Source organism: Bradyrhizobium sp. ORS 278 (assembly GCF_000026145.1).
In the GTDB taxonomy this organism is placed as follows: domain Bacteria; phylum Pseudomonadota; class Alphaproteobacteria; order Rhizobiales; family Xanthobacteraceae; genus Bradyrhizobium.
Map to the genome: position 1 here is coordinate 1,168,124 of NC_009445.1, position 22,871 is coordinate 1,190,994.

The following is a 22,871-nucleotide window of genomic DNA, read 5'->3' on the forward strand; positions in this document are numbered from 1 at the left end:
AGCAGACCTGGGGGATCACGCCGCCTGGCGATCCGAGATCAGGGCCGTCAGGCGCGCGGTCTGCTCGTCGTTGAGCGTGAACTGCACCAGCGCCGTGCGATCGCCGACGCGGGTCACCGTGCCCGGCAGATCGGACACCATGCCGGCGATCGCCAGCGTGACGGGCGTGTTGACCGATAGCCTCGTCGGAATCTGCTCGAGCAGCGCGCCGCCGAGCGACAGGTTGCGCACGGTCATGGCGATTGGCGCGCCATTCACCTGCAGCGTGCCCGGACGATTGATGTTCAGCCGGGTCGACAGGCGGCGGTCGACATCGGCTGTCGAGGTTCGGATGACGCGCACCAGCTCTGTGCGCAGGCGCTGGACCTTTTCGGCGACCGAGCCCGAGCCGTCGCGAATGTCGGTCGAGCGCCGGCCGGCCTCGCTGGCCTCGCGCGAGACCTCGGCGATCTGGCTCGCCACCTCGCGCGCCGCGGCCGAGGTTTCCTCGACGGTGCGCGAGATCTCGATGGTGACGCTGTTCTGTGCCTGGATCGCATCGGCGATGCCCGAGGACACCGCCTCGACGTTGCGGATGACCTCGCCGATCGCGCCGATCGACGTCACCGAGGCGCGCGTCGAGTCCTGGATTTCGGCGATCTGCTGTGCAATCTCGCTGGTCGCCTTCGCGGTCTGCTCGGCCAGTGACTTCACCTCCGAGGCGACCACGGCGAAGCCGCGACCGGCTTCGCCGGCGCGGGCGGCCTCGATGGTGGCGTTCAGCGCCAGCAGGTTGGTCTGGCCGGCAATCTCACTGATCAGGCTGGTCACGGCGCCGACCTTGTCGGCGGCCTCCGACAGCTTCGCGATCGTCGCCTGGGCATCGGACGACGCGGAGACCGCCTTGCGTGTCAGCTCGCGCGAGGAGTTCACCTGGGCCGAGATCTGAGAGATCGAGGCGGCCAGCTGCGAGGAGGCCTTGGCGACGGTCTGTGTCGTGGCGAGCGCCTGTTCGGCGGCGGCCGCGACGCTGCTCGAATTGCGCTCCAGGGTGAGCGCGCTGTCGGTCATCGATTTTGCATTGCTGGCCATCTGGCCGGTGCCCTCGGCGACCTCGCCGACGGCCCTGCTGGCCGCCTGCTCGACCGCCTCGGCCATCTCCTTCAGCGCCTTGCTCTTGATGCGCTCGGCCACCTGGCGCTGCTCGTCCTCGAGCATCGCGGTCTGCCGCGCCTTCTCCTCGGTCTTCAGCCGGAACTGCTCGATCGAGCGCGCCATGTCGCCGAGCTCGTCGCTGCGGGTCTGGCCCGGCAGCTTGATGTCGAAATTGCCGTGGCCGAGCTCGGTTAGCGCGCCGCTCATCGAAGCCAGGGCCGACGACATCCGCCGCGCGATGATCAGCGTGATGGATCCGATGATCAGCATCACCAGGACTGCGGCGATGAACACGCCGCGCTTGCTCGCCCAGACCTGGGCTTCGAGATCATCGACATACACGCCGGTGCCGATGATCCAGCCCCACGGCTCGAAGCCCGCGACATAGGACATCTTCGGCTGCGGCGCCTCCTTGCCGGGCTTCGGCCACATGTAGTCGACGACGCCGGCGCCCTGGCGCTTCACCACGTCGACCATCTCCACGAACAGCCGCTTGCCGTTGGGATCCTTATTCTCGGCGAGGCTCTGGCCGTTCAGCTCCGGCTTGATCGGATGCATGACCATCTTCGGACCCATGTCGTTGATCCAGAAGTAGTCGCCGCTGCCGTAACGCAGCTTGCCGATGCGCTCGGCGGCCTTCTTCTGCGCGGCCTCGGGCGCCACCTTGTCGCGCGCGATCGCGTCATATTCCTCGCGGGCAATGCTGACGGCGGTCTGCGTCAGATGCACCAGCTCGCTCTGTCGCTGGTCTCGCAATGCGGTTTCCAGATTCTGCGTCTGTGTCGCCGCGAGGCCTGCCAGCCCGCAGAAGGACAGACCGATGATCGCGTAGATGCGGAGCGCAAGCGAGAAACGCGGCTGAGCCATGATGTATCCGGACAGGTGAGGAGCCAATTGCGAATAGTTTTAAAGAATCGCAGTTGATGCCCGGTTAAGTGCGCATGGTAGCATCATGCCGAACAGACGTTGTCCGCCACGTAGTTCTACGGGATTTCAGCGCGGAACAGGGATCGCGGCAATGGTCCACGATGCCCCCGTGACCTCATCAGTCGCTTTGCCCTGCCGGCCGCATTGTCATCAGGTGTTCGGAGTTGGCCTGATCAGATCCGCCGCAGCCTCGTCCTGCAGCCTTGCCACCAGATTGGCGCGGCGGGTGAGAACGGCGCGCTGATTGATGTAGCCCTTGTCGGTGATCTCGCCGGCATCGAGCGACGGCGGCTCGGCCAGCAGCAGCGCGCGTGTCGCATAGCGCGACGAGCCGACCGCCTCGGCGCGCAGCTTGGCCAGCCCCCGCGCGATCGCCTCGCGCACGGCAGGATGCGCGAGCACCTCGCCGATTGAACATGTGTCGGCCAGCGCTGCCTTGCTCCGGCATGCGATGATGTTCGGCACGATCAGGAAATGCACCTCGTCGGTGCCGTGGCCGGCGATGACGATGTCCTGTGCCAGCGGCGCCAGCGCAGCAATGCCGGCGACGCGCAGCGCGCCGACATTCACCCAGGTGCCGGAGGAGAGTTTGAAATCTTCGGTGATGCGGCCGTCGAAGAACAGGCCGGCTTCCGGATGATCGGGGTCGGCGAGCTTCACGGCGTCGCCGATCTTGTAGAAACCTTCCTCGTCGAAGGCGGCGGCGGTGATCTCCGGCGCCTTCCAGTAGCCCGGCATCACGTTGGGGCCGCGCACGCGCACTTCGAGCTTCTCGCCGGCGGGCACCAGCTTCAGCTCGGTGCCGGGGATCGGTACGCCGATATTGCCGGCGCGCTCAGCGAAGAAGTGGCAGTCGGTGGCAAGCGGCGACGTTTCCGTGGCGCCCCAGGCCGACACCAGCGGCGCCTTCCGGCCGACCGTGGCCAGGCTCATCTCGTTGAGCGCATCCCAGAGATTCTGCGGCAGCGCGGCGGCCGCATAGAGGATGCACTGCACGCCGGAGAAGAACTTTGTCCGCAACTCGTCGTCTGCCTTGAGCGCCGCGACCAGCATGTCGAAGCCGCGCGGGACGTTGAAATAGATCGTCGGCACCATGCTGCGGAGGTTGGCGAGCGAGGTCTCGAACAGGCCGGGCGCCGGCTTGCCGCCGTCGATATAGATCGAGCCGCCATGGGCGAGCACCAGATTGAAATTGTGGTTGGCCCCGAAGGTGTGGCTCCAGGGCAGCCAGTCGACGATGACGGGGCCGCCTTCGACCTCGCGCAGAAAGGTCCAGAGCTGGCCCTTGGCCTGCTGACTCATCGTCAGCATTCCGTGCGTGTTGATCACGGCCTTCGGCTGCCCGGTCGAGCCGGAGGTGAACAGCAGCTTTGCGATCGTATCGGGCGTCACCGCCGCGAAGGCTCGATCGACCTCGTGACCGGACTTCGTCGTCAGCAAGGCCTGCAGTGGCATCGCGCCGGAGCCCTCGCCATCGCCGCTGATGATCACAGCGCGATGCAAGCCTTCGATTGCGGCCAGCGCGCGGACGAAGGGGCCGTGCGCAGCGACGAAGATGGCGCCGGGATCGAGCAGCCGGATCATCGTCCTGAGCTTCTCATGGTCGGTCGACATCAGCGAGTAGGCCGACGAGATCGCGCAGACGGGGATGCCGACATGCTGCGCGGCGAGCGCCAGCACCGCATGCGCGATGCTGTTGTCGGAGAGGATCGCGAGCGGCCGCTCCGGCCCAAGGCCCTGCGCCAGCATCCAGGCCGCCGCGGCGCGCACCTGCGTCAGCGTCTCGCCGTAGGTCAGCCACGTCCAGGTGTCGCCGCGGCGCTCCGCCAGGAAGGTGCGGTCCGGCGCCTTGCGCGCCCACGTCTCCAGCCATTCGCCCGTACAGCGCGCAGAAGGCTCCAGCGGCATGCGCGAGCGCAGAATGATGGCGCCGTCGTCACGCTTCAGCGCGTCGATGGATGGCGCGGCGAACATCTCAGGCGCGGGATCTTGACGGCGCTCGGGGCTACCCATGAGAAGCCTCCGTCCCGTCGGAGGCTGCGCAAAAAAGAGGGCCGTTGGCCGATGCGACGTCCCGCGCGCCGATGCGGACCGTGCCGTGCACCGCTCTCTCGCGCCGCCGCATTGCCGTCGCAATGCAGGCAGCCGTCGTCGTCATTGACGGCATGGCTCCCCCTCCCACCTATATTGTTGTCCGCCAGACTAACAGAATAGTTGTGGTTTGCAATTATTGTGGGTGTGACCAATTGCGGCGGCTTGTGCGCGCGGCGGCGTCGGTCTAGGCAGGGGCGTCCGACATCAGCGAGAGCCCTATGTCCAAGACCGCGAGCGCACGGGCGCAACGAGCCGGAGCCGCCCAGGACCCGAGGATTCGTCTCGGTGAGCTCGACAATCATCTCGGCTATTTCGTCCGCCGCCTGCAGCACTGGATCTTCCGCGACGTCAATGCGGCGCTTGCGCCGCTGGAGCTCGACGTCATTCTCTATTCGATCCTGGAAACGATCACGGCCAATCCAGGCGCGACGCAGATCGCGATTGCGTGCGCGCTCGGCATCGAGCGCGCACGCATGGTCGCGCTGCTCGACGAACTGCAGCAGGCCGGGCTGATCGTGCGCGAGCGCTCCGCGCTGGACCGCCGCGCGCATGCGCTCGACCTGACCCAGCGCGGCCGCATGATCCTGAAGAAGGCGAACGTCGCGGTTGCTGCGCACGAGAAGCGGGTGGCGCGCCGCCTCGGCGCCGAAAATTATCGCCGCGCGCTCGCGGCACTGGCGCAGTTCGAGGCGGACTAGACGTATTTCTGAAGGCACTGTCGCGAGCCTCCCGCCGCAGCAGTGCGCAGCGGCCACACGCAGCCGGCACGCGAACGCGGTACTGACGCAAATCTATCTTAAGATATAGAAAAGAAAAGATGCATCCGGAAGGTGTGGAGGGCTTCTCGCATTGCCGGCGTGGCTTTGCTCCCGCGCCCAGACCGATGAGCCGCCTCAGCTCGCCGCTTCCAGCCGCTCTTCCGTCAAGAGCCGCATCGCGGCGTCGGCGTCCATCGGCTCGCCGAAGGCGTAGCCTTGCGCGTATTCGCAGCCGAGCTGATAGAGCTCGACCGCATCGGAGTCCGTCTCCGCGCCTTCCGCCACCACGTCCATGCCGAGGTCGTGGGCCAGCGCGATGATCGATTTGAGGATCACCGGCCGCGTGCCGCGCGCGGTGGTGCGGACGAAGGACTGGTCGATCTTCAAGGTGTCGAACGGGAAGCGCTGCAGATAGGCCAGCGACGAATGCCCGGTACCGAAATCGTCGATCGAGAGCCCGACGCCGAGCTCGCGGATGCGGGCCAGCATCTGCGCGGCGTGCTCGGGGTTCTCCATGACGAGCGATTCCGTCAGCTCGATCTTGAGCGAGCCGCGTGCCACCGACGAGCGCGCCAGCACCGAGCGGATGTCGTGGATCAGGTCGTGGCGCAAGAGCTGCCGCGAGGAGACGTTGACGCTGGCGAAGATCGGCTCGCGCAGCCGCGTCGCGCGCTGCCACACCGAGAGCTGCCGCGCGGTCTGGTCGAGCACGAAGGTGCCGAGATCGACGATCAGGCCGATCTCCTCGGCGATGGTGATGAACTCGCTCGGCGACATCCGGCCGAGCTTCGGATGATCCCAGCGCGCCAAGGCCTCGAAGCCGGCGATCGAGCGATCCTCCAGCCGCACGATCGGCTGGTAGAGGATGGTGATCTCCTGGCGCTCGATCGAGCGGCGCAGCTCGCTTTCCAAGGTCAGCCGGTCGTTCTTGCGTGCGCGCATCGCCGGCTTGTAGACGTCGATGCGGTCGCCGCCGATGCGCTTGGAGTGATACATCGCAAGCTCGGCATCCTTGATGATGTCCTCCGACAGCTGCGTCTGCGGATCTGACAAAGCGAGCCCGATCGAGGCGGTCAGGAAGATCTCGCGCTCGTTGAAGGCGATCGGCGCGCGGATGGTCTTGCGGATGGTCTCGGCGAACGCGGTGATGCGCGCGGGATCCTGTTCGGACAGCAGGATCAGGCCGAACTGATCGCCGGCCAGCCGCGCCAGCGTGTCGTGCGGCTTGAGGATCCGCGACAGCCGCCGCGCCAGCGTCAGCAAAATGGAATCGCCGACCGCGATGCCGACGGAATCGTTGACCTGCTTGAAGCGGTCGAGATCGATCACCATCAGGGTCGGCCGCAGCGCCGGCATCGTCTTGGCGAAATTGGCCACCGCCGCCAGCCGGTCGATGAACAGCTTGCGGTTGGGCAGGCCGGTCAGATTGTCGTGCACGCTGTCGTGGAGCAGCCGCTCCTCGGCATTCTTGAACTCGGTCACGTCGGTGAGCGTGCCGACGACGCGCGAGACCTCGCCGTCGGAGCCGACCACGGGCCGCGCCTTCAGCGCGAACCACATGAAATGGCCGTCGGGCGTGCGCAGCCGGAAATCCTGCACCAGGCGGCCGCGGCGCTGGTCGAGCACGCTGTCGAGCGCGGCGCGGAAGCGGTCCTGGTCGAGCGGATGCAGCACCTCGAGCCATTTCGCGGCGGGGCCTTCCAGCGTGCCTCGCTTCAGGCCGAGCAGGCTTTCGGTCTCCGGGCTGGTGAACACCTTGTCGGCCGAGACGTCCCAGTCCCAGATCAGGTCGCCGGAGCCGGCCAGCGCCAGCGCGCGGCGCTCGACGTCAGAGACGATGCCGGTGGTGGCGCCGCCGCCGGCGAAAGCGTGCTGCATGACCGTGAAGCCGATCAGCATCACGATCAGCACGAGGCCGCCGAGCAACGCCGGACCGACGATGTCGTTGGTGACCTGGCCGGCGACCGTCATGCTGGCGGCGCCGACCCACACGGTCAGCAGGAACCAGGTCGGGATCAGCAGCACCGCGCGATCAAAACCGTGGCTGGAGAGATAGACGATCAGCGCAAAGCCGACGACGGCGATCAGGAGCAGCGAGATGCGCGCGATGCCGGAGGCGACCGCGGGATCGAACAGCGCCACCGCGACCAGCGAGCCCAGGAAGAACAGCCAGCCCAGCGTGATGTGCGAGTAGCGCACATGCCAGCGCGACAGATTGAGATAGGCGAACAGGAACACCAGCAGCGTGGCCGCGAGGATCGCCTCGCCGGAGGCGCGCCAGACGCGCTCGGCGTTGTTCGACATGTCCAGGACCTTGCCCCAGAAGCCGAAGTCGACGCCGATATAGACCAGCACCGCCCAGGCCAGCGCCGCGGCGGCCGGAAACATGATGCTGCCCTTCACCACGAACAGGATCGTCAGCACCAGCGCCAGGAGGCCTGAGATGCCGATCACGATGCCCTGGTACAATGTGAACGAGTTGACCTTGTCCTTGTAGGCTTCCGGCTCCCACAGGTAGAGCTGCGGCAGCTTGTCGGTGCGCAATTCGGCAACGAACGTCACGACCGAGCCGGGATCGAGCGTGACGCGAAAGACGTCGGCGGTCGGGCTCTCCTGCCGCTCCGGCAGGTCGCCAATCGAGGGCGTGATGGTGGCGATGCGCGAAAGGCCGAGATCGGGCCACAGCACGCCGGAGCCGACGACGCGGTAGTGCGGCGCCACGATCAGGCGGTCGAGCTGGTCGTCCGTGTTGTTGGCCAGCGCGAATACGATCCAGTTCTGGCCGCCCTCGCGCGCGCGCACCTCGATGCGACGGACGATGCCGTCGGTGCCGGGCGCGGTGGAGACCTGGATGCGATCGTTCTCGCTGCGCTGGTGATCGAGGATGCCGGTCAGGTCGATCGCGGGCGCGTCGCTGCGAACGCTGACGGCGTCAACGGCCTGAGCGGGGGCAACGGCACCACACATCACGAGGCCTAGCGCCACCAAGGACGCCAGGCACCTGACCAGACGCAATGTCAAATCTCCGCGTTCGACACCCAACCACAGCGAAACAGTTCAAACTTAAAGGCACGTTCGCAAAGAATTTGGAGCCGTTCCAGGCACGGTTCAGAGGTGCGCGATCATTGGCACGAAAGCGAGGAAAATCAAAGAGATTCCAAACACACTCTGTTTAGAGGGCGCCTAGATTTCCAACACAATTTTGCCAATATGCTGGCTCGTCTCCATGCGCGCATGCGCTTTCGCTGCATCGCTGAGTTGAAAGGTCGAGTCCATCAACGGCTTGATGCGACCTTCGCGCAGGAACGGCATCACCTTGGCCTCAATGGCCGCCACCATCGCCGCCTTGTCCGCATTGCTACGGGGACGCAGGGTCGATCCGGTGTGGGTGAGGCGCTTCACCATCAGTTTGACGAAGTTGACCGTGGCCTTGGGGCTGCCGAGGAAGGCAATCTGGACGATGCGGCCGTCGGTCGCCGCCGCGTCGTAATTGCGCTCGATGTAGTCGCCGCCGACCATGTCGAGGATCACATTGGCACCCTTGCCGCCGGTGGCTTCCTTGACCACGGCAACGAAATCCTCAGTCTTGTAGTTGATGGCCCGATCGGCGCCGAGCTTGACGCAGGCATCGGCCTTGTCCTGGGAGCCGACCGTCACGAGCACCTTGGCGCCGAACGCCTTGGCCAGCTGAATCGCCATGGTGCCGATGCCGGAGGATCCGCCATGCACGAGTAGTGTCTCGCCTTCCTTGAGGCCCCCGCGCTCGAACACATTGTGCCAGACGGTCATCAGCGTCTCGGGCAAGGCGCCTGCTTCCAGAATCGAGAGCGCCGGCGCTACTGTCATCGCCTGGGCGTCCTGTGCGATGCAATATTGCGCGTAGCCGCCACCGGCGACCAGCGACATCACGGTGTCGCCCAGCTTGTGCCGGACCGCGCCCTCACCGAGGGCCACGACTTCACCGGCGACTTCCAGGCCGGGCAGGTCGCTTGCGCCGGGCGGCGGCGGGTAGCTGCCGGAGCGCTGCGCGACGTCGGGACGGTTCACGCCGGCGGCTTTCACCTTGATCAGGATCTCGCCGGGACCGGGCTTCGGCACGGGCCGCGTCTCGGGCTTGAGCACCTCGGGCCCGCCCGGCTGGCTGATGGCGACCACGGTCATTTGCGCGGGCAGCTGTTCCATGAGAAATCCTTCAGGCGTGAACAACGGGCGGGTGCTGCGGCGTGCTTAAGCCAGCCCAGCCCCTGCTGGCAACCGGGAGAGGGCGAAGATGGCAAACGAGGACGACGACCGGCCGCGTAAGGCGGCTTCGCACGAGATCGGCCAGGACCTGTCGATGCTCTCCGTCGAGGAACTGACCGGCCGCATCGCGCTCCTGCGTGGCGAGATCGAGCGGATCGAGCAGGCGGTGGCCAGGAAGCGCGCCTCGCGCGACGCAGCAGCCAGCATCTTCAAATCCTGAACTGGTTCCGCGGCACGTGAAAATACGGTCGGCCAGTGGCCGAGATGGCTAATGAAGTTTGAAAAATTCCTGCCATTTACGGTTGATTAAGCTTTCGCGTTTACAACCGGTACCGTCCTCGTTTGGACACTGAGTGGCTCCTGTCCACTCTGTTTGACGCCTCCCTGTTATCAACTTCAAAGCCGCCGGCAACGGCGGCTCTTTTTTTGGCAGCACCGCTTTCGCGGAGTCCGCGCCGTCGGCGCCGAGTTGTTAACCGATCCCCCGCCAAGCAGGAGACGGCCTTGCCCGGGCGAGGAACGATGGTCGCGGGTCGGCCTTGAGACCCCACCTGATCTTCCATCGGCTAATACCTGCAGCGGTGGGCAGCTGCGAGGAGTAACAACATCCTCCTCCAACCGCACACTATTGCCGTGATTGTGTCTGCTAACTGATCAAGCGGCGTGACGCGGGCCTGAACAGCCGGGTTGCAGCCGCAGATGGTAGGCGAGCACGGCACATCCCACGCCGTGGAAACCATATTAGGCGTTGCTGCTGGACTCTCGAAACCGGCCGCGCAATGATTTGTTCATCATACCGGCGCGGTTGCCGGACGATGTCATCAGTCGCGTATAAGAGGCGTTAACCATGTCGGACCGTTTGCTGGGCGATGGCGCTCTTGTTCAGTTCAATGAGCGGCTCACCAACTCTGCTGCATTCGGCGCGCTGTTCCGGGAAGGCATGGATCTGGTCGAGGAGACCGCCGCCTATCTCGACGGCGAGGGCCGCAATGAGGCCAAGGCGCTCGACCGCGCCGTCAGCCTGACCTACGCGACCGAGAGCATGCGGCTGACCACGCGCCTGATGCAGCTCGCCTCCTGGCTGCTGCTGCACCGCGCGGTGAAGGAGGGCGAGATGACCCTCGGCCAGGCCAACCGCGAGAAGACCAAGGTGAAGCTGACCGCCGCCGATCCCGGCCCGGCCGACCTGCTGGAAAAGCTGCCGCAGCAGCTGCAGGATCTGATCGCCCGCTCGATGAGCCTGCAGGGCCGCGTCCGCCGCCTCGACTCCACCATCCATTCGCCGCCGCCGGACCAGAGCGCGATCGGCAATCCCCTGGTTCCGCACCTGAACCGGCTGAAGGCTGCCTTCGAGCAATAAGCCGGCGTGGCACTCGGCCTCGGCCGAGCCGGCTGTGTCAGCTGACGAGCCGGACAAACAAAAACGCCCCCGTTTCCGGGGGCGTTTTGCTGTGGGCATTTCGGGGGCTGGCCTGGAGCCGCGCCGAGGCGGCTCACACCGCATCAATCCTTCTTGAGGAAGCCCTGGAACTTCTTCTGGAAGCGCGAGACGCGGCCGCCGCGATCCATGATCTGCTGGGTGCCGCCGGTCCAGGCCGGGTGCGACTTCGGGTCGATGTCGAGGTTGAGCTTGTCGCCCTCTTTGCCCCAGGTCGAACGGGTCTGGTACTCGGTGCCGTCGGTCATCACGACCGTAATCGTATGATAATTCGGGTGAATGTCGGCTTTCATGGCAGATCCTGCGGCGTGATGCGACGACATGACGGGGCGCGGCCGCGCCTGATCCTGTCGTCACTGAAGGGGGACAATTGGCGCGTTCTATAGCCCAAGGTCCCGCCCAAAACAAGCCAAGGTCGCCAAACAAGCCAGGGGTGCCGGTCGGCACCTTGGTATGTTTCCGGATTTGCCAAGCGACGTGCGGCGGGCCTATCACGACGGCAGATTGGATGAATTCTCAGGTGATCCCATGAGTGCAGTGGAACGGCTTGACGGGCGGCAGGGCGCGGCCCCTTCGGCGCAGGAGGCGGTCCAGGACGCCGTCGCCGCGGTCGAGGCCCTGACCGAGCCGGCGACGCCGGTCCGCCGCTCCAAGCTGCGTCCACTGCTGGCACTGGCGCCCTATATCGCCCGTTACCGCGTTCGCGCCTTTCTCGCTCTGGTCGCACTGACGATCGCCGCTCTCACCACGCTGCTGGTCCCGGTCGCGGTCCGCCGCATGATCGATTTCGGCTTCACGCCGAAGGGCATCGCGCTGATCAACAGCTATTTCAGCGTCATGATCGCGGTGGTCGCCGTGCTCGCGCTGGCCAGCGCCGCTCGCTATTACCTGGTCATGACCATCGGCGAGCGCATCGTCGCCGATCTCCGCCGCGACGTGTTCGCGCATCTGATGTCGCTGTCGCCTTCGTTCTTCGATTCCGCGCGCTCCGGCGAATTGGTGTCGCGGCTCACCGCCGACACCACGCAGATCAAGTCGGCCGCCGGCGCCTCGGTCTCGATCGCGCTGCGCAACCTGCTGCTGTTTCTAGGCGCCACCGCGATGATGGTGTTCACCAGCCCGAAATTGTCCGGCTTCGTGCTGCTGGCCATTCCGCTGATCGTGCTGCCGCTGGTCGCGTTCGGGCGCTGGGTGCGCCGCCTGTCGCGCAATGCCCAGGACACGCTGGCCGACGCCTCGGCCTATGCCTCCGAGCTGGTCGGCGCCATCCGCACGGTGCAGGCCTATACCAGCGAGAAGCTCGCGGCCGGACGCTTCGGCGGCGAGGTCGAGCAGGCCTATGAGGCCGCACGGGTCTCGACCAAGGCGCGCGGTGTGCTCACCGCAATCATCATCTTCATCGTGTTCTCCAGCGTGGTCGCGATCCTCTGGGTCGGCTCGCACGATGTGCTCACCGGCAACATCAGCGCCGGCCGGCTCGGCCAGTTCGTGCTCTACGCGGCCTTCGCCGCCGCCGGCCTTGGCCAGCTTTCGGAGGTCTGGGGGGAAGTGTCGGCCGCCTCGGGCGCCGCCGAGCGGCTGTTCGAGCTGCTGCACGTGAAGCCGGAGATCATCGCACCGGCGCATCCGACCGCACTGCCCGAACCGGCGCGCGGCGACATCGGCTTCGACCGCGTCAGCTTCGCCTATCCGAGCCGTCCCGATGTCCGCGTGCTCGAGGACGTCTCGTTCGCCATCCGCGCCGGCGAGAAGGTCGCGATCGTCGGCCCCTCCGGCGCCGGCAAGAGCACGCTGTTTCATCTCCTGTTGCGCTTCTATGATCCGGCGTCCGGCGTCATCTCGGTCGATGGCGTGCCGGTCCGGTCCGCCGATCCGCGCAAGGTGCGCGAACGCATGGCGCTGGTGCCGCAGGAATCCGTGGTGTTCGCCGCGAGCGCGCGCGAGAACATCCGCTTCGGCCGCCCCGAAGCGACCGATGCCGAGGTCGAGCGCGCCGCCGATCTCGCCCATGCCAGTGAGTTCATCCGTCGCCTGCCGGAAGGTTTCGAGACCCCGCTCGGCGAGCGCGGCGTGACGCTGTCCGGCGGCCAGCGTCAGCGCATCGCGATCGCGCGCGCCATCCTCCGCGACGCGCCGCTATTGCTGCTCGACGAGGCGACCTCGGCGCTCGACGCCGAGAGCGAGACGCTGGTGCAGACGGCGCTCGAAGGCCTGATGAAGGACCGCACCACGCTGGTGATCGCGCATCGCCTCGCGACCGTGCTCTCGTGCGACCGCATCCTGGTCATGGACCGCGGCCGCATCGTCGAGCAGGGCACGCATACGTCGCTGGTTGCGGCGAATGGCCTCTATGCGCGGCTTGCGCGGCTGCAGTTCGAGACCGTGTAGTTTCGGCAACAATGTGGGCGCCCGGCAACACTGCGAATTCTCAGCCCTGAGCCTGCAACCTTTCTCCAGCTTTGTACGTTCCCTGCGCGAAACTTCACCGCGCCATCCATGCTGTGGCGCCATTGCACAGGGATGAACGACCATGCCCTATCGTCGTGGCAGCTTTGCCCTCACGCCGCCGTCCTTCGTGATCTTCGCCATCGCGCTGGTGCTCGCGCTCGTCGCGATGCTCGCGCACTATATGCACGCCTCGATCCCGCTGCTGTCGACAGCGCATGCCTTCGACGCACTGGCGATTGCCTTCGTGGTGCTGACCATCGGCGTGCTGTTTCGCGGGGTGTAGTTGCGGCTCGCCGCACCTTCGGTGTCGTCCCGGCGAACGCCGGGACCCACAACCCCGGTCGAATGTTTTGCGGGCGACGCTCGCCACATCGTTCTTCGCCAAACATCTGCTGCGGCGTCTGGGTCCCGGATCTGCCCTCGCTGCGCTCGGTTGTCCGGGACGACAGCGGTGGGTGTAGCTGCGATACGGGCTATCAGCGCTTAAGCTGTCCACGCCATCCGCAGCACGGGCCGGCCGGAGGTCGGGTTGACGTCCTCGCCGGCGACGATGAAGCCGTTGCGTTTGTAGAAGCGGATGGCGCGCGCATTGTCTTGGTTGACCAGCAGCGTGATGCCGCTTGGCGACTTCTGCTTGGCGGCATCGACCAATTGCGTCGCGAGCGGCGAGCCCCAGTGCTGCGGCGACACCACCAGCTGATCGAGATAGCCCGATGCATCGATCGTCACAAAGCCGGCGAGCGTGTCGTTCGCCTCGGCGACGATCACCTCGGCCTTTGGCACCAGTTCGCTGCGCCAGCGCTCGCGCCACCACGGCACGCGCGCCGCGAAGTCGATCGCAGGGTAGGCCAGCTGCCAAGTCTCCTGCCACAGCGCGATCGCCGTATCCTCATCATCAGGGTGATAGGTACGGAGGACAAAAAGGGTGCTCATGATGCGCTCGTCATGGCCGGGCTTGTCCCGGCCATCCACGTCGCACCTTGTGTGCCGGCCGACGTGGATGCCCGGCACAAGGCCGGGCATGACGTCTGGGAGAGCCGGACCAAGCTCACTACCGCTCCGTCAGCTTCAATTCGATGCGGCGGTTGCGGCGGAAGGCTTCGTCGGTGTTCGCGGTGTCGAGGGGCTGGAATTCGGCGAAGCCGGCGGCGACGAGCCGCTGCGCGGGGACGCCGAGCGAGATCAGGTACTGTACCACCGAGATGGCGCGCGCCGACGACAATTCCCAGTTCGACTTGAACACCGGGCTGTTGATCGGCCGGACGTCGGTGTGGCCGTCGACCCGCAGTACCCAGGAGATTTCCGCCGGGATCTGCTTGTCGAGATCGATCAGCGCCGTCGCCACCGAGTTCAGCTCCTGCTGTCCTTCCGGGAGCAGCGTCGCCTGTCCGGTGTCGAAGAACACCTCGGACTGGAACACGAAGCGGTCGCCGACGACGCGGATGTCGGGGCGGTTGCCGAGGATGGCGCGTAGCCGGCCGAAAAATTCCGAGCGGTAACGCGTCAGCTCCTGCACCCGCTGCGCCAGCGCGACGTTCAGGCGCGAGCCGAGATCGGCGATGCGGTTCTGCGATTCTTTGTCGCGCTTCTCCGACGCGTCGAGCGCGTCCTCGAGCGCCGCGAGCTGGCGGCGCAGCGCACTGATCTGCTGGTTGAGGACCTCGATCTGCGCCAGCGCCCGCGCCGTGACCTGCTTCTCGGATTCGAGCGCCCGGTTCAGCTCATTGGCTCGGCCGGTCGCATTGCTGCCGGCGTTGGCGAGGCCGTCATACAGGCCCTTGATGCGGTCGCGCTCCGCCTCGGCATTCGAGAGGCCGGCGCGCAACTGCGCGACCTGGTCGTCCAGCGATAGCTTGCCGAGCTTTTCCAACGACAGCATCTCGTTGAGCTGGGCGATCTTGGCGTTGAGCTGCTCCAGCGCCTTGTCCTTGCCGGTGACCTCCTGCGACAGGAAGAACTGCACGACGAGGAAGACGGTGAGCAGGAAAACGATCGACAAGACCAGCGTCGACAGCGCGTCGACGAAGCCCGGCCAGTAGTTCAGGCCAGAGTCACCCCGGCGGGAACGGGCAAGCGCCATTCAGCGTCTCCTCAGAACTTCAAACGCAAGCGCGAAGAGCGCGCTAGCTTTTCTCCGGCTGCCGGGCCAGCCGCTCCAGCAGCCGCTTGATCTCGCGGTTCTGCTCGCCCTGGCCGTCCGCCCATTCGCGGATCATCTGCTGCTCGGTGCGCATGTGCGCGACCAGGCCCTGGATCGCCTCGGCGAGGTTCGCCATGGCCGCGGTGGCGCCGCGGTTGGAGCCTTCCTCCATGGCGGTGCGCAGCCGCTCGATCGCGACCGAGAGGTCGGCGCTGGTGTCGCCGCTGCCGCCATACTCACGCACCGTGCCCGCGAGCCAGTCCTCCAGGTCGGTATAGAAGCGGTTCTGTGCCTGGCTTGATTGCAAATCGAGGAAGCCGAGGATCAGCGAGCCGGCGAGGCCGAACAGCGAGGACGAGAACGAAATGCCCATGCCGCTGAGCGGGGCGGCGAGACCGCCCTTCAGCGTGTCGAACAGTGCGCCGGCGTCGCCGCCGACCTTCAGTCCGTCGATGACCTTGCCGACCGAGCCGACCGTCTCGATCAGGCCCCAGAAGGTGCCGAGCAGGCCGAGGAAGACCAGCAGGCCGGTCATGTAGCGCGAGATGTCGCGGGCCTCGTCCAGACGGGTGGCGATCGAGTCGAGCAGATGGCGCATCGTCTGCTGCGAGATCGACATCCGCCCGGTGCGCTCGCGGCCGAGAATGGCGGCCATCGGGGCCAGGAGCGTCGGGTGGCGTGCCACCGCCAGGCCGGGATCGGCGATGCGGAAATTGTTAACCCAGGACACCTCCGGATACAGCCGGATGATCTGCCGGAAGGCCAGGATCACGCCGATCAGCAGCACCGCGCCGATCAGGGCGTTGAGGCCCGGATTGGCGAAGAACGCCATGATGATCTGCTTGTAGAGGATGACCCCGACCAGGGCGCACAGCACCAGGAAGACCAGCATCCGCACCAGGAAGATCCGGGGCGTCGACAATTTGGTCGGTTCGACTGACATCGCGGGGCGGGGAGGGGAGCCTTGAGGCATTGTCGATGACATCCGTTGCGGGGGACCGGTCCCGAAAATCCACTATGGCATACCAGGGTCCGGAGAACAGCCGCGATCGGCGCAATCTCCGTCCCCTGCGCGGAACTGAGGCTGAAACCGGGGGGCATCCGCGGCGTACTTAGTCCCGTGGTTCATTTCTAGCTGGAATGCCCGGGCTTTGTCATGACCGTCGTTGAAGTTCTGCAGGCGCTGCTGGCGCTTTCGCTGGCACTCTCCCTCCTGATGGCGGGCGCCTGGGTGGTGCAGCAGCGCACCGGGAATTCCGGCTGGGTCGACACGATCTGGACATTTTCGGTCGGCCTCGTCGGCGCCGTTGGCGCGATCTGGCCCGTGGACGGCGCATCACCTAACACGCGGCAATGGCTGGTTGCGGTGCTGGTGGCGATCTGGGCGCTGCGGCTGGGCAGCCATGTCGCAATGCGCAGCCGCGGCATCGACGATGACCCGCGCTATGCCGAGTTCGCCCGGCAATGGGGTGAGGCCGCGCCGCGGCGGATGTTCGTGTTCCTGCAGCAGCAGGCCTGGGGCGGGATTCCCCTGGTGTTCGCGATGTTCGTCGCCGCCCATGCCCCGGCCCCCGAGCTGCGCCTGCAGGACTATCTCGGCATCCTCGTGCTGTTCATCGGTATCGCCGGAGAGGGGCTGGCAGATGCCCAATTGAAGGCGTTTCGCACCGATCCGGCCAACAAGGGCAAGGTCTGCGACATCGGCCTGTGGCGCTGGTCGCGCCATCCCAACTATTTTTTCGAGTGGATGTGCTGGCTCGCTTACCCTGTCATCGCGTTGTCACTCGACAACCCCTGGGGCCTCGCCAGCCTGCTGGCGCCGCTGCTGATGTACTACATCCTGGTCCATGTCACCGGCATTCCGCCGCTGGAGGAACAGATGCTGCGCTCGCGCGGCGACCGCTACCGGGCCTATCAGGCGCGTACCAGCGCCTTCTTTCCCCTCCCGCCGAATTCAGCCGGCAAGTAACGGAGCCACCGCATGAGCTTCATCTCGACCATCATCGGGGCCGCCGAGCGTGTGCCGCTGCCCGACGCCGTCATCCGGGCCGCGATCTCCGAGTTGTGCGCGCGCACCGCGACGCGCTTGAGCGGCGCGAACGCGATGGGCGACGCCGAGTTCGCCCGCCTGCTGACCACGCGCCCGATCGCCGAGCATACCGACGCCGCGAACGCCCAGCACTACGAGGTGCCGGCCGCGTTCTTCGCCCGCGTGCTCGGGCCGAACCGCAAATATTCCTGCTGCTTCTACAAGGAGCCGGTCTCGACCTTGCAGGAGGCGGAGGAGGAGGCGCTGCGGCAGACGGTCGCCAATGCTGATCTGCAGGATGGGCAGAGCATTCTCGAGCTCGGCTGCGGCTGGGGCTCGCTGTCGCTGTTCATGGCCCGGCAGTTCCCGCACGCGAAGATCACCGCCGTCTCGAACTCGCACTCGCAGCGCCGCGCCATCGAGGAGATGGCGGCCGCGCGCGGCCTGCTCAATCTGCGCGTCATCACCGCCGACATGAACGCGTTCGCGCCGGACGGGCGTTTCGACCGCGTCGTCTCGGTCGAGATGTTCGAGCACATGATGAACTGGCGCGAGCTGCTGTCGCGCGTCAGGTCATGGATTAAGCCGGACGGCCGGCTGTTCATGCACATCTTCACCCATCGCAAAGGATCCTATCTGTTTGATCGGAACGATCGCGAGGACTGGATCGCGCAGCACTTCTTCACCGGCGGCATCATGCCGAGCCACACCTTGATCCGGCAGTTCGACGATCTGTTCGCGGTCGAGAAGGAATGGCGCTGGAGCGGCACGCACTATCAGCGTACGGCCAGGGACTGGCTCGCCAATTTCGACGCCGATCGCGAGCGGATATTCGAGGTGCTGCAGCCGGTCTATGGCGACGACGCCGCGCTTTGGATGCGCCGCTGGCGCTGGTTCTTCCTCGCCACTGCGGGCCTGTTCGGCCATGACGAAGGGCGCGAATGGGGGGTCAGCCACTACCGCCTGCGGCCCGCCGACTGAGTGCGCACGAACTGATTAGCTCCGAGGATACCGCGCGGGATTCGGGTTTCGCTCTACGGAACCTTTGGGAACCGCGCGGTCACATTGCGCTCACAATTGGGTGAGTCGCCAAAAGCCATTTTCGATCAACCGCCTAAGGGCTGTGACATACGGCCGCCCAGCCGCTGCATTGCGCCGCAGCAGCGCGCTTTTATGGTGCGGCCATGCTCGGCACCAGAATGGCGCCATGACCCGGTCACTGGGTCGACCGCTTTCAAACATGATCGAGGGGCTCCATTGTCCATGTCTCGTTTTCGCGCGCCGCTCATCGGCAGCGCCTTGATGCTCGCAGCGGCTCTTCCTTTGGCAGGCTGCAACGACACCACGCCCGCGCAGGCCTCGGCCAACGATCAGATCGCCGTGCCCGACGTCGGCATCATCACCGTCGAGCAGAAGTCGCGCGCGATCGTCCGCGAGCTGCCCGGCCGTATCGCGCCGACCCGCGTCTCTGATGTGCGGCCGCGCGTCTCCGGCATTATCGTCGAGCGGCTGTTCCGCCAGGGCAGCGAGGTCAAGGCCGGCGATCCGCTCTATCGGATCGATCCCAAACCGTTCGAGGTGGAAATCCTGTCGAGCCGCGCGGCGCTGGCCAAGGCCGAGGCGGTGCACGAGCGCGCCGTGCAGCAGGCGCGCCGCATCGCGTTGCTGTTCAAGGAGCGCGCCGCGCCCGAAGTCGAGAATGAGAAAGCGATCTCGTCAGAACGCGAGGCCACGGCCGATATCGAGGCCCGCAAGGCGGATCTCGCACGCGCGCAGCTCAATCTCGACTACGCCACCGTGCGCGCGCCGATCGACGGCATCGTCGGCGCCGCGCAGGTCAGCGAAGGCGCCATCGCCGTCCAGAACGAGACCTCGCTGGTGACCATCCAGCAGCTTGATCCGATCTACGCCGACTTCACTCAGTCGGTCAGTGAGCTGAACCGGCTGCGCCGCGCCTTCGAGTCCGGTGATCTCGACCAGATCGCACCCGATGCGATCAAGGTCCGGCTCGTGCTCGACGACGGCACGCCGTATGCGATCCCCGGCAAGCTGCTGTTCTCCGACGCCAAGGTCGATGCCGCGACCGGGCAGGTGACCTTGCGCGGCGAGTTCGCCAATCCCAAGCGCGAGCTGCTCCCTGGCATGTATGTTCGCGTCCGCATCGAGCAGGGCATCGACAGCGACTCGGTCGCGGTGCCGCAGCAGGCGGTGCAGCGCAACGCCGCCGGCGGCTCCGAGGTCTATGTCATCCGCGAGGACAGCCGCGCCATCGCGCGTCCGATCCGCACCGGACCGGTGCAGGATGGTCTCGTCCTGATCACCGACGGCCTGCGCGCCGGCGACAAGGTCGTCGTCGACGGCTTCCAGAAATTTGCCGCCGGCGACAAGGTCGCGCCGCAGGCCTGGACCGAGGTCAGCACGGCGACGCAGCTCGAAACCAAGTCGGCGTCGCGGTAAGTCCTGATGCCGAGCTTCTTCATCGACAGGCCGATCTTCGCCTGGGTCGTCGCGCTGTTCATCTGCCTGATCGGCGCCATCGCGATCCCGCTGCTGGCGGTGGCGCAATATCCGATCATCGCGCCGCCCTCGATCTCGATCTCGACCAGCTATCCCGGCGCCTCGCCCGAGAACCTCTACAACAGCGTCACGCGGCTGATCGAGGAGGAGCTCAACGGCGCCTCCGGCATCCTCAATTTCGAGTCCACCAGCGACTCGCTGGGGCAGGTCGAGATCACCGCGAACTTCGTGCCGGGTACGTCGACCAACGACGCCTCGGTCGAGGTGCAGAACCGCCTCAAGCGCGTCGAGGCGCGGCTGCCGCGTGCGGTCATTCAGCAAGGCATCCTGGTCGAGGAAGCCTCGGCCGCGGTGCTGCAGATCATCACCCTGCAGTCGACCGACGGCAGCCTCGACGAGGTCGGCCTCGGCGATTTCATGATCCGCAATGTGCTCGGCGAAATCCGCCGCATCCCAGGCGTCGGCCGCGCCACGCTATATTCTACCGAGCGGTCGCTGCGCGTCTGGCTCGATCCGGCCAAGCTGATCGGCTACGGCCTGACCGCCGACGACGTCACCAAGTCGATCGGCGCGCAGAACGCGCAGGTCTCCTCGGGCAGCATCGGCGCGGAGCCGGCTACGACCGTGCAGCGCACCTCGGCGCTGGTGCTGGTGAAGGGCCAGCTGGACTCGCCCGACGAGTTCGGCGCGATCATCCTGCGCGCCAATTCTGACGGCTCGACGGTGCGGCTGCGCGACGTTGCGCGCATCGAGATCGGCGGTCTCAGCTATCAGTTCAACACCCGCCTCAACGGCAAGCCCACCGCCGGCCTCTCGGTACTGCTGTCGCCGAGCGGTAACGCCCTGGCGACCGCCAGCGCGGTCGACGCGAAGATGAAGGAGCTGTCGCGCTTCTTCCCGTCCAACATCGCCTATGAAATTCCCTACGACATCACCCCCGTGGTGAAGGCCTCGATCAAGCGCGTGCTGATGACCCTGGTCGAAGCCGTCGTGCTGGTGTTCGTGGTGATGTTCCTGTTCCTGCAGAACATCCGCTACACCATCATCCCAACGATCGTGGTGCCCGTGGCGCTGCTCGGTACCTGCGCGACGCTGATGCTGGTCGGCTACTCCATCAACATGCTGACGATGTTCGGCATGGTGCTCGCGGTCGGCATCCTCGTCGACGACGCCATCGTCGTGGTCGAGAACGTCGAGCGCATCATGGGCGAGGAGGGGCTGTCGCCGAAGGAGGCGACGCGCAAGGCGATGGGCCAGATCACCGGCGCCATCATCGGCATCACCCTGGTGCTGATGGCCGTGTTCGTGCCGATGGCGTTCTTCCCCGGTTCGGTCGGCATCATCTACCGGCAGTTCTCCGTCACCATGGTCGCCGCGATCGGCTTCTCGGCGCTGCTCGCGCTGTCGCTGACGCCGGCGCTGTGCGCGACCCTGTTGAAGCCGGTGCAGGCCGGCCATGGTCACGCCAAGACCGGCGTGTTCGGCTGGTTCAACCGCTTCATGGATTTCAGTCGCACCAAATACACCGGCGTGGTCGGCGGCGCGCTGAAGCGCACCGGGCGGCTGATGATGATCTACGCGATCTTCATCGTCGGCCTGTCCTTCGCCTTCATCCAGTTGCCGGGCGGCTTCCTGCCGGTCGACGACCAGGGCTTCATCACGACCGACGTGCAGACGCCGGCCGACTCCTCCTATGCGCGGACGCAAGCCGCCGTCGAGGCGGTCGAGAAGTACCTGGCCAAGCGCGAGGGCATCGAGGACGTCACCTTCCTCACCGGCTTCAGCTATGCCGGCCAGGGCGTGAACACCGCGCAGGCCTTCATCTCGCTGAAGGACTGGTCGGAGCGCGGCAAGCACGACAGCGCCGCGGCGCTGGTCGCCGACATCAATCGCGACCTCGCCTCGCTCCGCGACGCCAAAATCACCGCACTGCAGCCGCCGCCGATCGACAATCTCGGCAACTCCTCCGGTTTCAGCTTCCGCCTCCAGGACCGCGGGCAGAAGGGCTACACCGCGCTCGTGGCGGCCGCCGATCAGCTCATCGCCGAGGCCAATGCCAGCCCGGTTTTGCAGAAGGTCTATGTCGAGGGGCTGCCGCAGGGGCCGCAGGTCAATCTGATGATCGACCGCGAGAAGGCCGGCGCCTTCGGCGTGACCTTCGAGGACATCAACAACACGATCTCGACCAATCTCGGCTCGAATTACGTCAACGACTTCCCGAATCGCGGCCGCATGCAGCGCGTCGTGGTGCAGGCCGACCGCATCAGCCGCATGAATGCGGACGACATCCTCAACTACAGCGTCAAGAACGCCAAGGGTCAGCTGGTGCCATTCTCGTCGTTCGCGACCGTCCAGTGGGCCAAGGGACCGACCCAGATCGCGGGTTTCAACTACTATCCGGCGATCCGCATCTCCGGCGAGGCCAAGCCGGGCTTCACCTCCGGAGACGCGCTCAACGAGATGGAGCGCCTGGCGGCCAAGCTGCCGCGCGGCTTCGGCTATGAGTGGACGGGACAGTCGCTGCAGGAGAAGCTGTCGGGCTCGCAGGCGCCGCTGCTCCTCGGATTGTCCGCGCTGGTCGTGTTCCTGTGCCTCGCCGCGCTGTACGAGAGCTGGACGATCCCGCTCGCGGTGCTGCTGACGGTGCCGCTCGGCATTCTCGGCGCCGTTGTCGCGGCCAATCTGCGCGGCCTTTCCAACGACGTCTACTTCACGGTGGCGCTGATCACCATCATCGGCCTCGCGGCGAAGGATGCGATCCTGATCATCGAGTTTGCGAAGGACCTGCGCGCGCACGGCAAGCCACTTGTGGCGGCGACCATCGAGGCCTGCTCGCTGCGCTTCCGTCCGATCATCATGACCGGCCTCGCCTTCGTCTGCGGCGTGCTGCCGATGTCGATGGCCACGGGGGCCGGCGGCGCCAGCCAGCAGGCGCTCGGCACCAACGTGATGGGCGGCATGATCGCCGTGGTCATCCTGGCGCTGCTGATGGTGCCGGTGTTCTTCGTGTCCGTGCAGCGCGTGCTCGCGGGGGATCGGGAGAAGGCGGGGGCAGCGGACGACGAGGCGTATGGGCCGCCGGCCCCGGTGCAGCCGTAGAGGATAAAAACGACTTAGGGGATGATTGCGCCGAAACGTCGCGAC

At 66.1% G+C, this 22,871-nt stretch carries 17 protein-coding genes; 9 read left to right on the forward strand and 8 right to left on the reverse strand.

Annotation, left to right across the window (positions count from 1 at the left end; genetic code table 11):
- Positions 1-15: 15 nt before the first annotated feature.
- Together BRADO_RS05140 and BRADO_RS05145 are read right to left on the reverse strand one after the other, a co-directional pair.
- Positions 16-2,001, reverse strand: coding sequence for a cache domain-containing protein (locus BRADO_RS05140; RefSeq protein ID WP_041756119.1), 1,986 nt, complete (start codon positions 1,999-2,001; stop codon positions 16-18).
- 210 nt (positions 2,002-2,211) lie between these two features.
- Positions 2,212-4,074 (reverse strand): feruloyl-CoA synthase, encoded by a 1,863-nt coding sequence (locus BRADO_RS05145; RefSeq protein WP_011924258.1) that lies wholly within the window; start codon positions 4,072-4,074, stop codon positions 2,212-2,214.
- Positions 4,075-4,373: 299 nt separating this feature from the next.
- On the opposite strand from BRADO_RS05145, the gene BRADO_RS05150 reads away from it, so the two are divergent.
- Positions 4,374-4,853, forward strand: a complete 480-nt coding sequence (locus BRADO_RS05150; RefSeq protein ID WP_011924259.1) for a MarR family winged helix-turn-helix transcriptional regulator — start codon at positions 4,374-4,376, stop codon at positions 4,851-4,853.
- 195 nt (positions 4,854-5,048) lie between these two features.
- On the opposite strand, the gene BRADO_RS05155 is transcribed toward BRADO_RS05150, so the two are convergent.
- Both BRADO_RS05155 and BRADO_RS05160 read right to left on the reverse strand, forming a co-directional pair.
- Positions 5,049-7,928: an EAL domain-containing protein gene (locus BRADO_RS05155; protein WP_041756121.1), complete on the reverse strand. Its 2,880-nt coding sequence runs from the start codon at positions 7,926-7,928 to the stop codon at positions 5,049-5,051.
- 168 nt (positions 7,929-8,096) lie between these two features.
- Entirely contained in the window at positions 8,097-9,095 is a 999-nt protein-coding gene (locus BRADO_RS05160; RefSeq protein WP_041756122.1) for an NAD(P)H-quinone oxidoreductase, read from the reverse strand.
- Between the two features lie 88 nt (positions 9,096-9,183).
- Between BRADO_RS05160 and BRADO_RS05165 the strand changes: the two genes are divergently transcribed.
- Together BRADO_RS05165 and BRADO_RS05170 are read left to right on the forward strand one after the other, a co-directional pair.
- Positions 9,184-9,375 carry a DUF1192 domain-containing protein gene (locus BRADO_RS05165; RefSeq protein WP_011924262.1) on the forward strand — a complete coding sequence of 64 codons (192 nt, stop codon included), beginning with the start codon at positions 9,184-9,186 and terminating at the stop codon, positions 9,373-9,375.
- Between the two features lie 627 nt (positions 9,376-10,002).
- On the forward strand, positions 10,003-10,515 hold the full coding sequence (locus tag BRADO_RS05170) for a DUF1465 family protein (protein WP_011924263.1): 513 nt from the start codon (positions 10,003-10,005) through the stop codon (positions 10,513-10,515).
- Between the two features lie 143 nt (positions 10,516-10,658).
- On the opposite strand, the gene rpmE is transcribed toward BRADO_RS05170, so the two are convergent.
- A complete protein-coding gene (gene rpmE / locus BRADO_RS05175; RefSeq protein ID WP_012046762.1) occupies positions 10,659-10,886 on the reverse strand; it encodes a 50S ribosomal protein L31 in 228 nt (75 codons plus the stop codon).
- Positions 10,887-11,121: 235 nt separating this feature from the next.
- On the opposite strand from rpmE, the gene BRADO_RS05180 reads away from it, so the two are divergent.
- Together BRADO_RS05180 and BRADO_RS05185 are read left to right on the forward strand one after the other, a co-directional pair.
- Positions 11,122-12,981 (forward strand): ABC transporter ATP-binding protein/permease, encoded by a 1,860-nt coding sequence (locus BRADO_RS05180; RefSeq protein WP_041756123.1) that lies wholly within the window; start codon positions 11,122-11,124, stop codon positions 12,979-12,981.
- A gap of 142 nt (positions 12,982-13,123) precedes the next feature.
- Positions 13,124-13,324 (forward strand): hypothetical protein, encoded by a 201-nt coding sequence (locus tag BRADO_RS05185; protein WP_008960499.1) that lies wholly within the window; start codon positions 13,124-13,126, stop codon positions 13,322-13,324.
- A 200-nt stretch (positions 13,325-13,524) separates the two neighbouring features.
- Here BRADO_RS05185 and BRADO_RS05190 read toward each other — a convergent pair whose 3' ends face one another.
- From BRADO_RS05190 to BRADO_RS05200, 3 genes are all read right to left on the reverse strand, one after another.
- Complete coding sequence (locus BRADO_RS05190; protein ID WP_011924265.1) at positions 13,525-13,974, reverse strand: GNAT family N-acetyltransferase; 450 nt, start codon at positions 13,972-13,974, stop codon at positions 13,525-13,527.
- Between the two features lie 118 nt (positions 13,975-14,092).
- A complete protein-coding gene (locus BRADO_RS05195) occupies positions 14,093-15,121 on the reverse strand; it encodes a peptidoglycan -binding protein (protein ID WP_011924266.1) in 1,029 nt (342 codons plus the stop codon).
- 43 nt (positions 15,122-15,164) lie between these two features.
- Complete coding sequence (locus BRADO_RS05200) at positions 15,165-16,154, reverse strand: hypothetical protein (RefSeq protein WP_011924267.1); 990 nt, start codon at positions 16,152-16,154, stop codon at positions 15,165-15,167.
- A gap of 183 nt (positions 16,155-16,337) precedes the next feature.
- On the opposite strand from BRADO_RS05200, the gene BRADO_RS05205 reads away from it, so the two are divergent.
- The 4 genes from BRADO_RS05205 to BRADO_RS05220 all read left to right on the forward strand — a co-directional run bounded on the left by BRADO_RS05205 (position 16,338) and on the right by BRADO_RS05220 (position 22,826).
- Positions 16,338-17,150, forward strand: a complete 813-nt coding sequence (locus tag BRADO_RS05205; protein ID WP_011924268.1) for a DUF1295 domain-containing protein — start codon at positions 16,338-16,340, stop codon at positions 17,148-17,150.
- Between the two features lie 12 nt (positions 17,151-17,162).
- Positions 17,163-18,191, forward strand: coding sequence for a cyclopropane-fatty-acyl-phospholipid synthase family protein (locus BRADO_RS05210; protein WP_011924269.1), 1,029 nt, complete (start codon positions 17,163-17,165; stop codon positions 18,189-18,191).
- Between the two features lie 282 nt (positions 18,192-18,473).
- The gene (locus BRADO_RS05215) at positions 18,474-19,667 is read left to right on the forward strand and encodes an efflux RND transporter periplasmic adaptor subunit (RefSeq protein ID WP_173363483.1); all 1,194 of its coding nucleotides are present in this window, start codon (positions 18,474-18,476) and stop codon (positions 19,665-19,667) included.
- A gap of 6 nt (positions 19,668-19,673) precedes the next feature.
- Positions 19,674-22,826, forward strand: a complete 3,153-nt coding sequence (locus tag BRADO_RS05220; protein WP_011924271.1) for a multidrug efflux RND transporter permease subunit — start codon at positions 19,674-19,676, stop codon at positions 22,824-22,826.
- Positions 22,827-22,871: the final 45 nt, after the last annotated feature.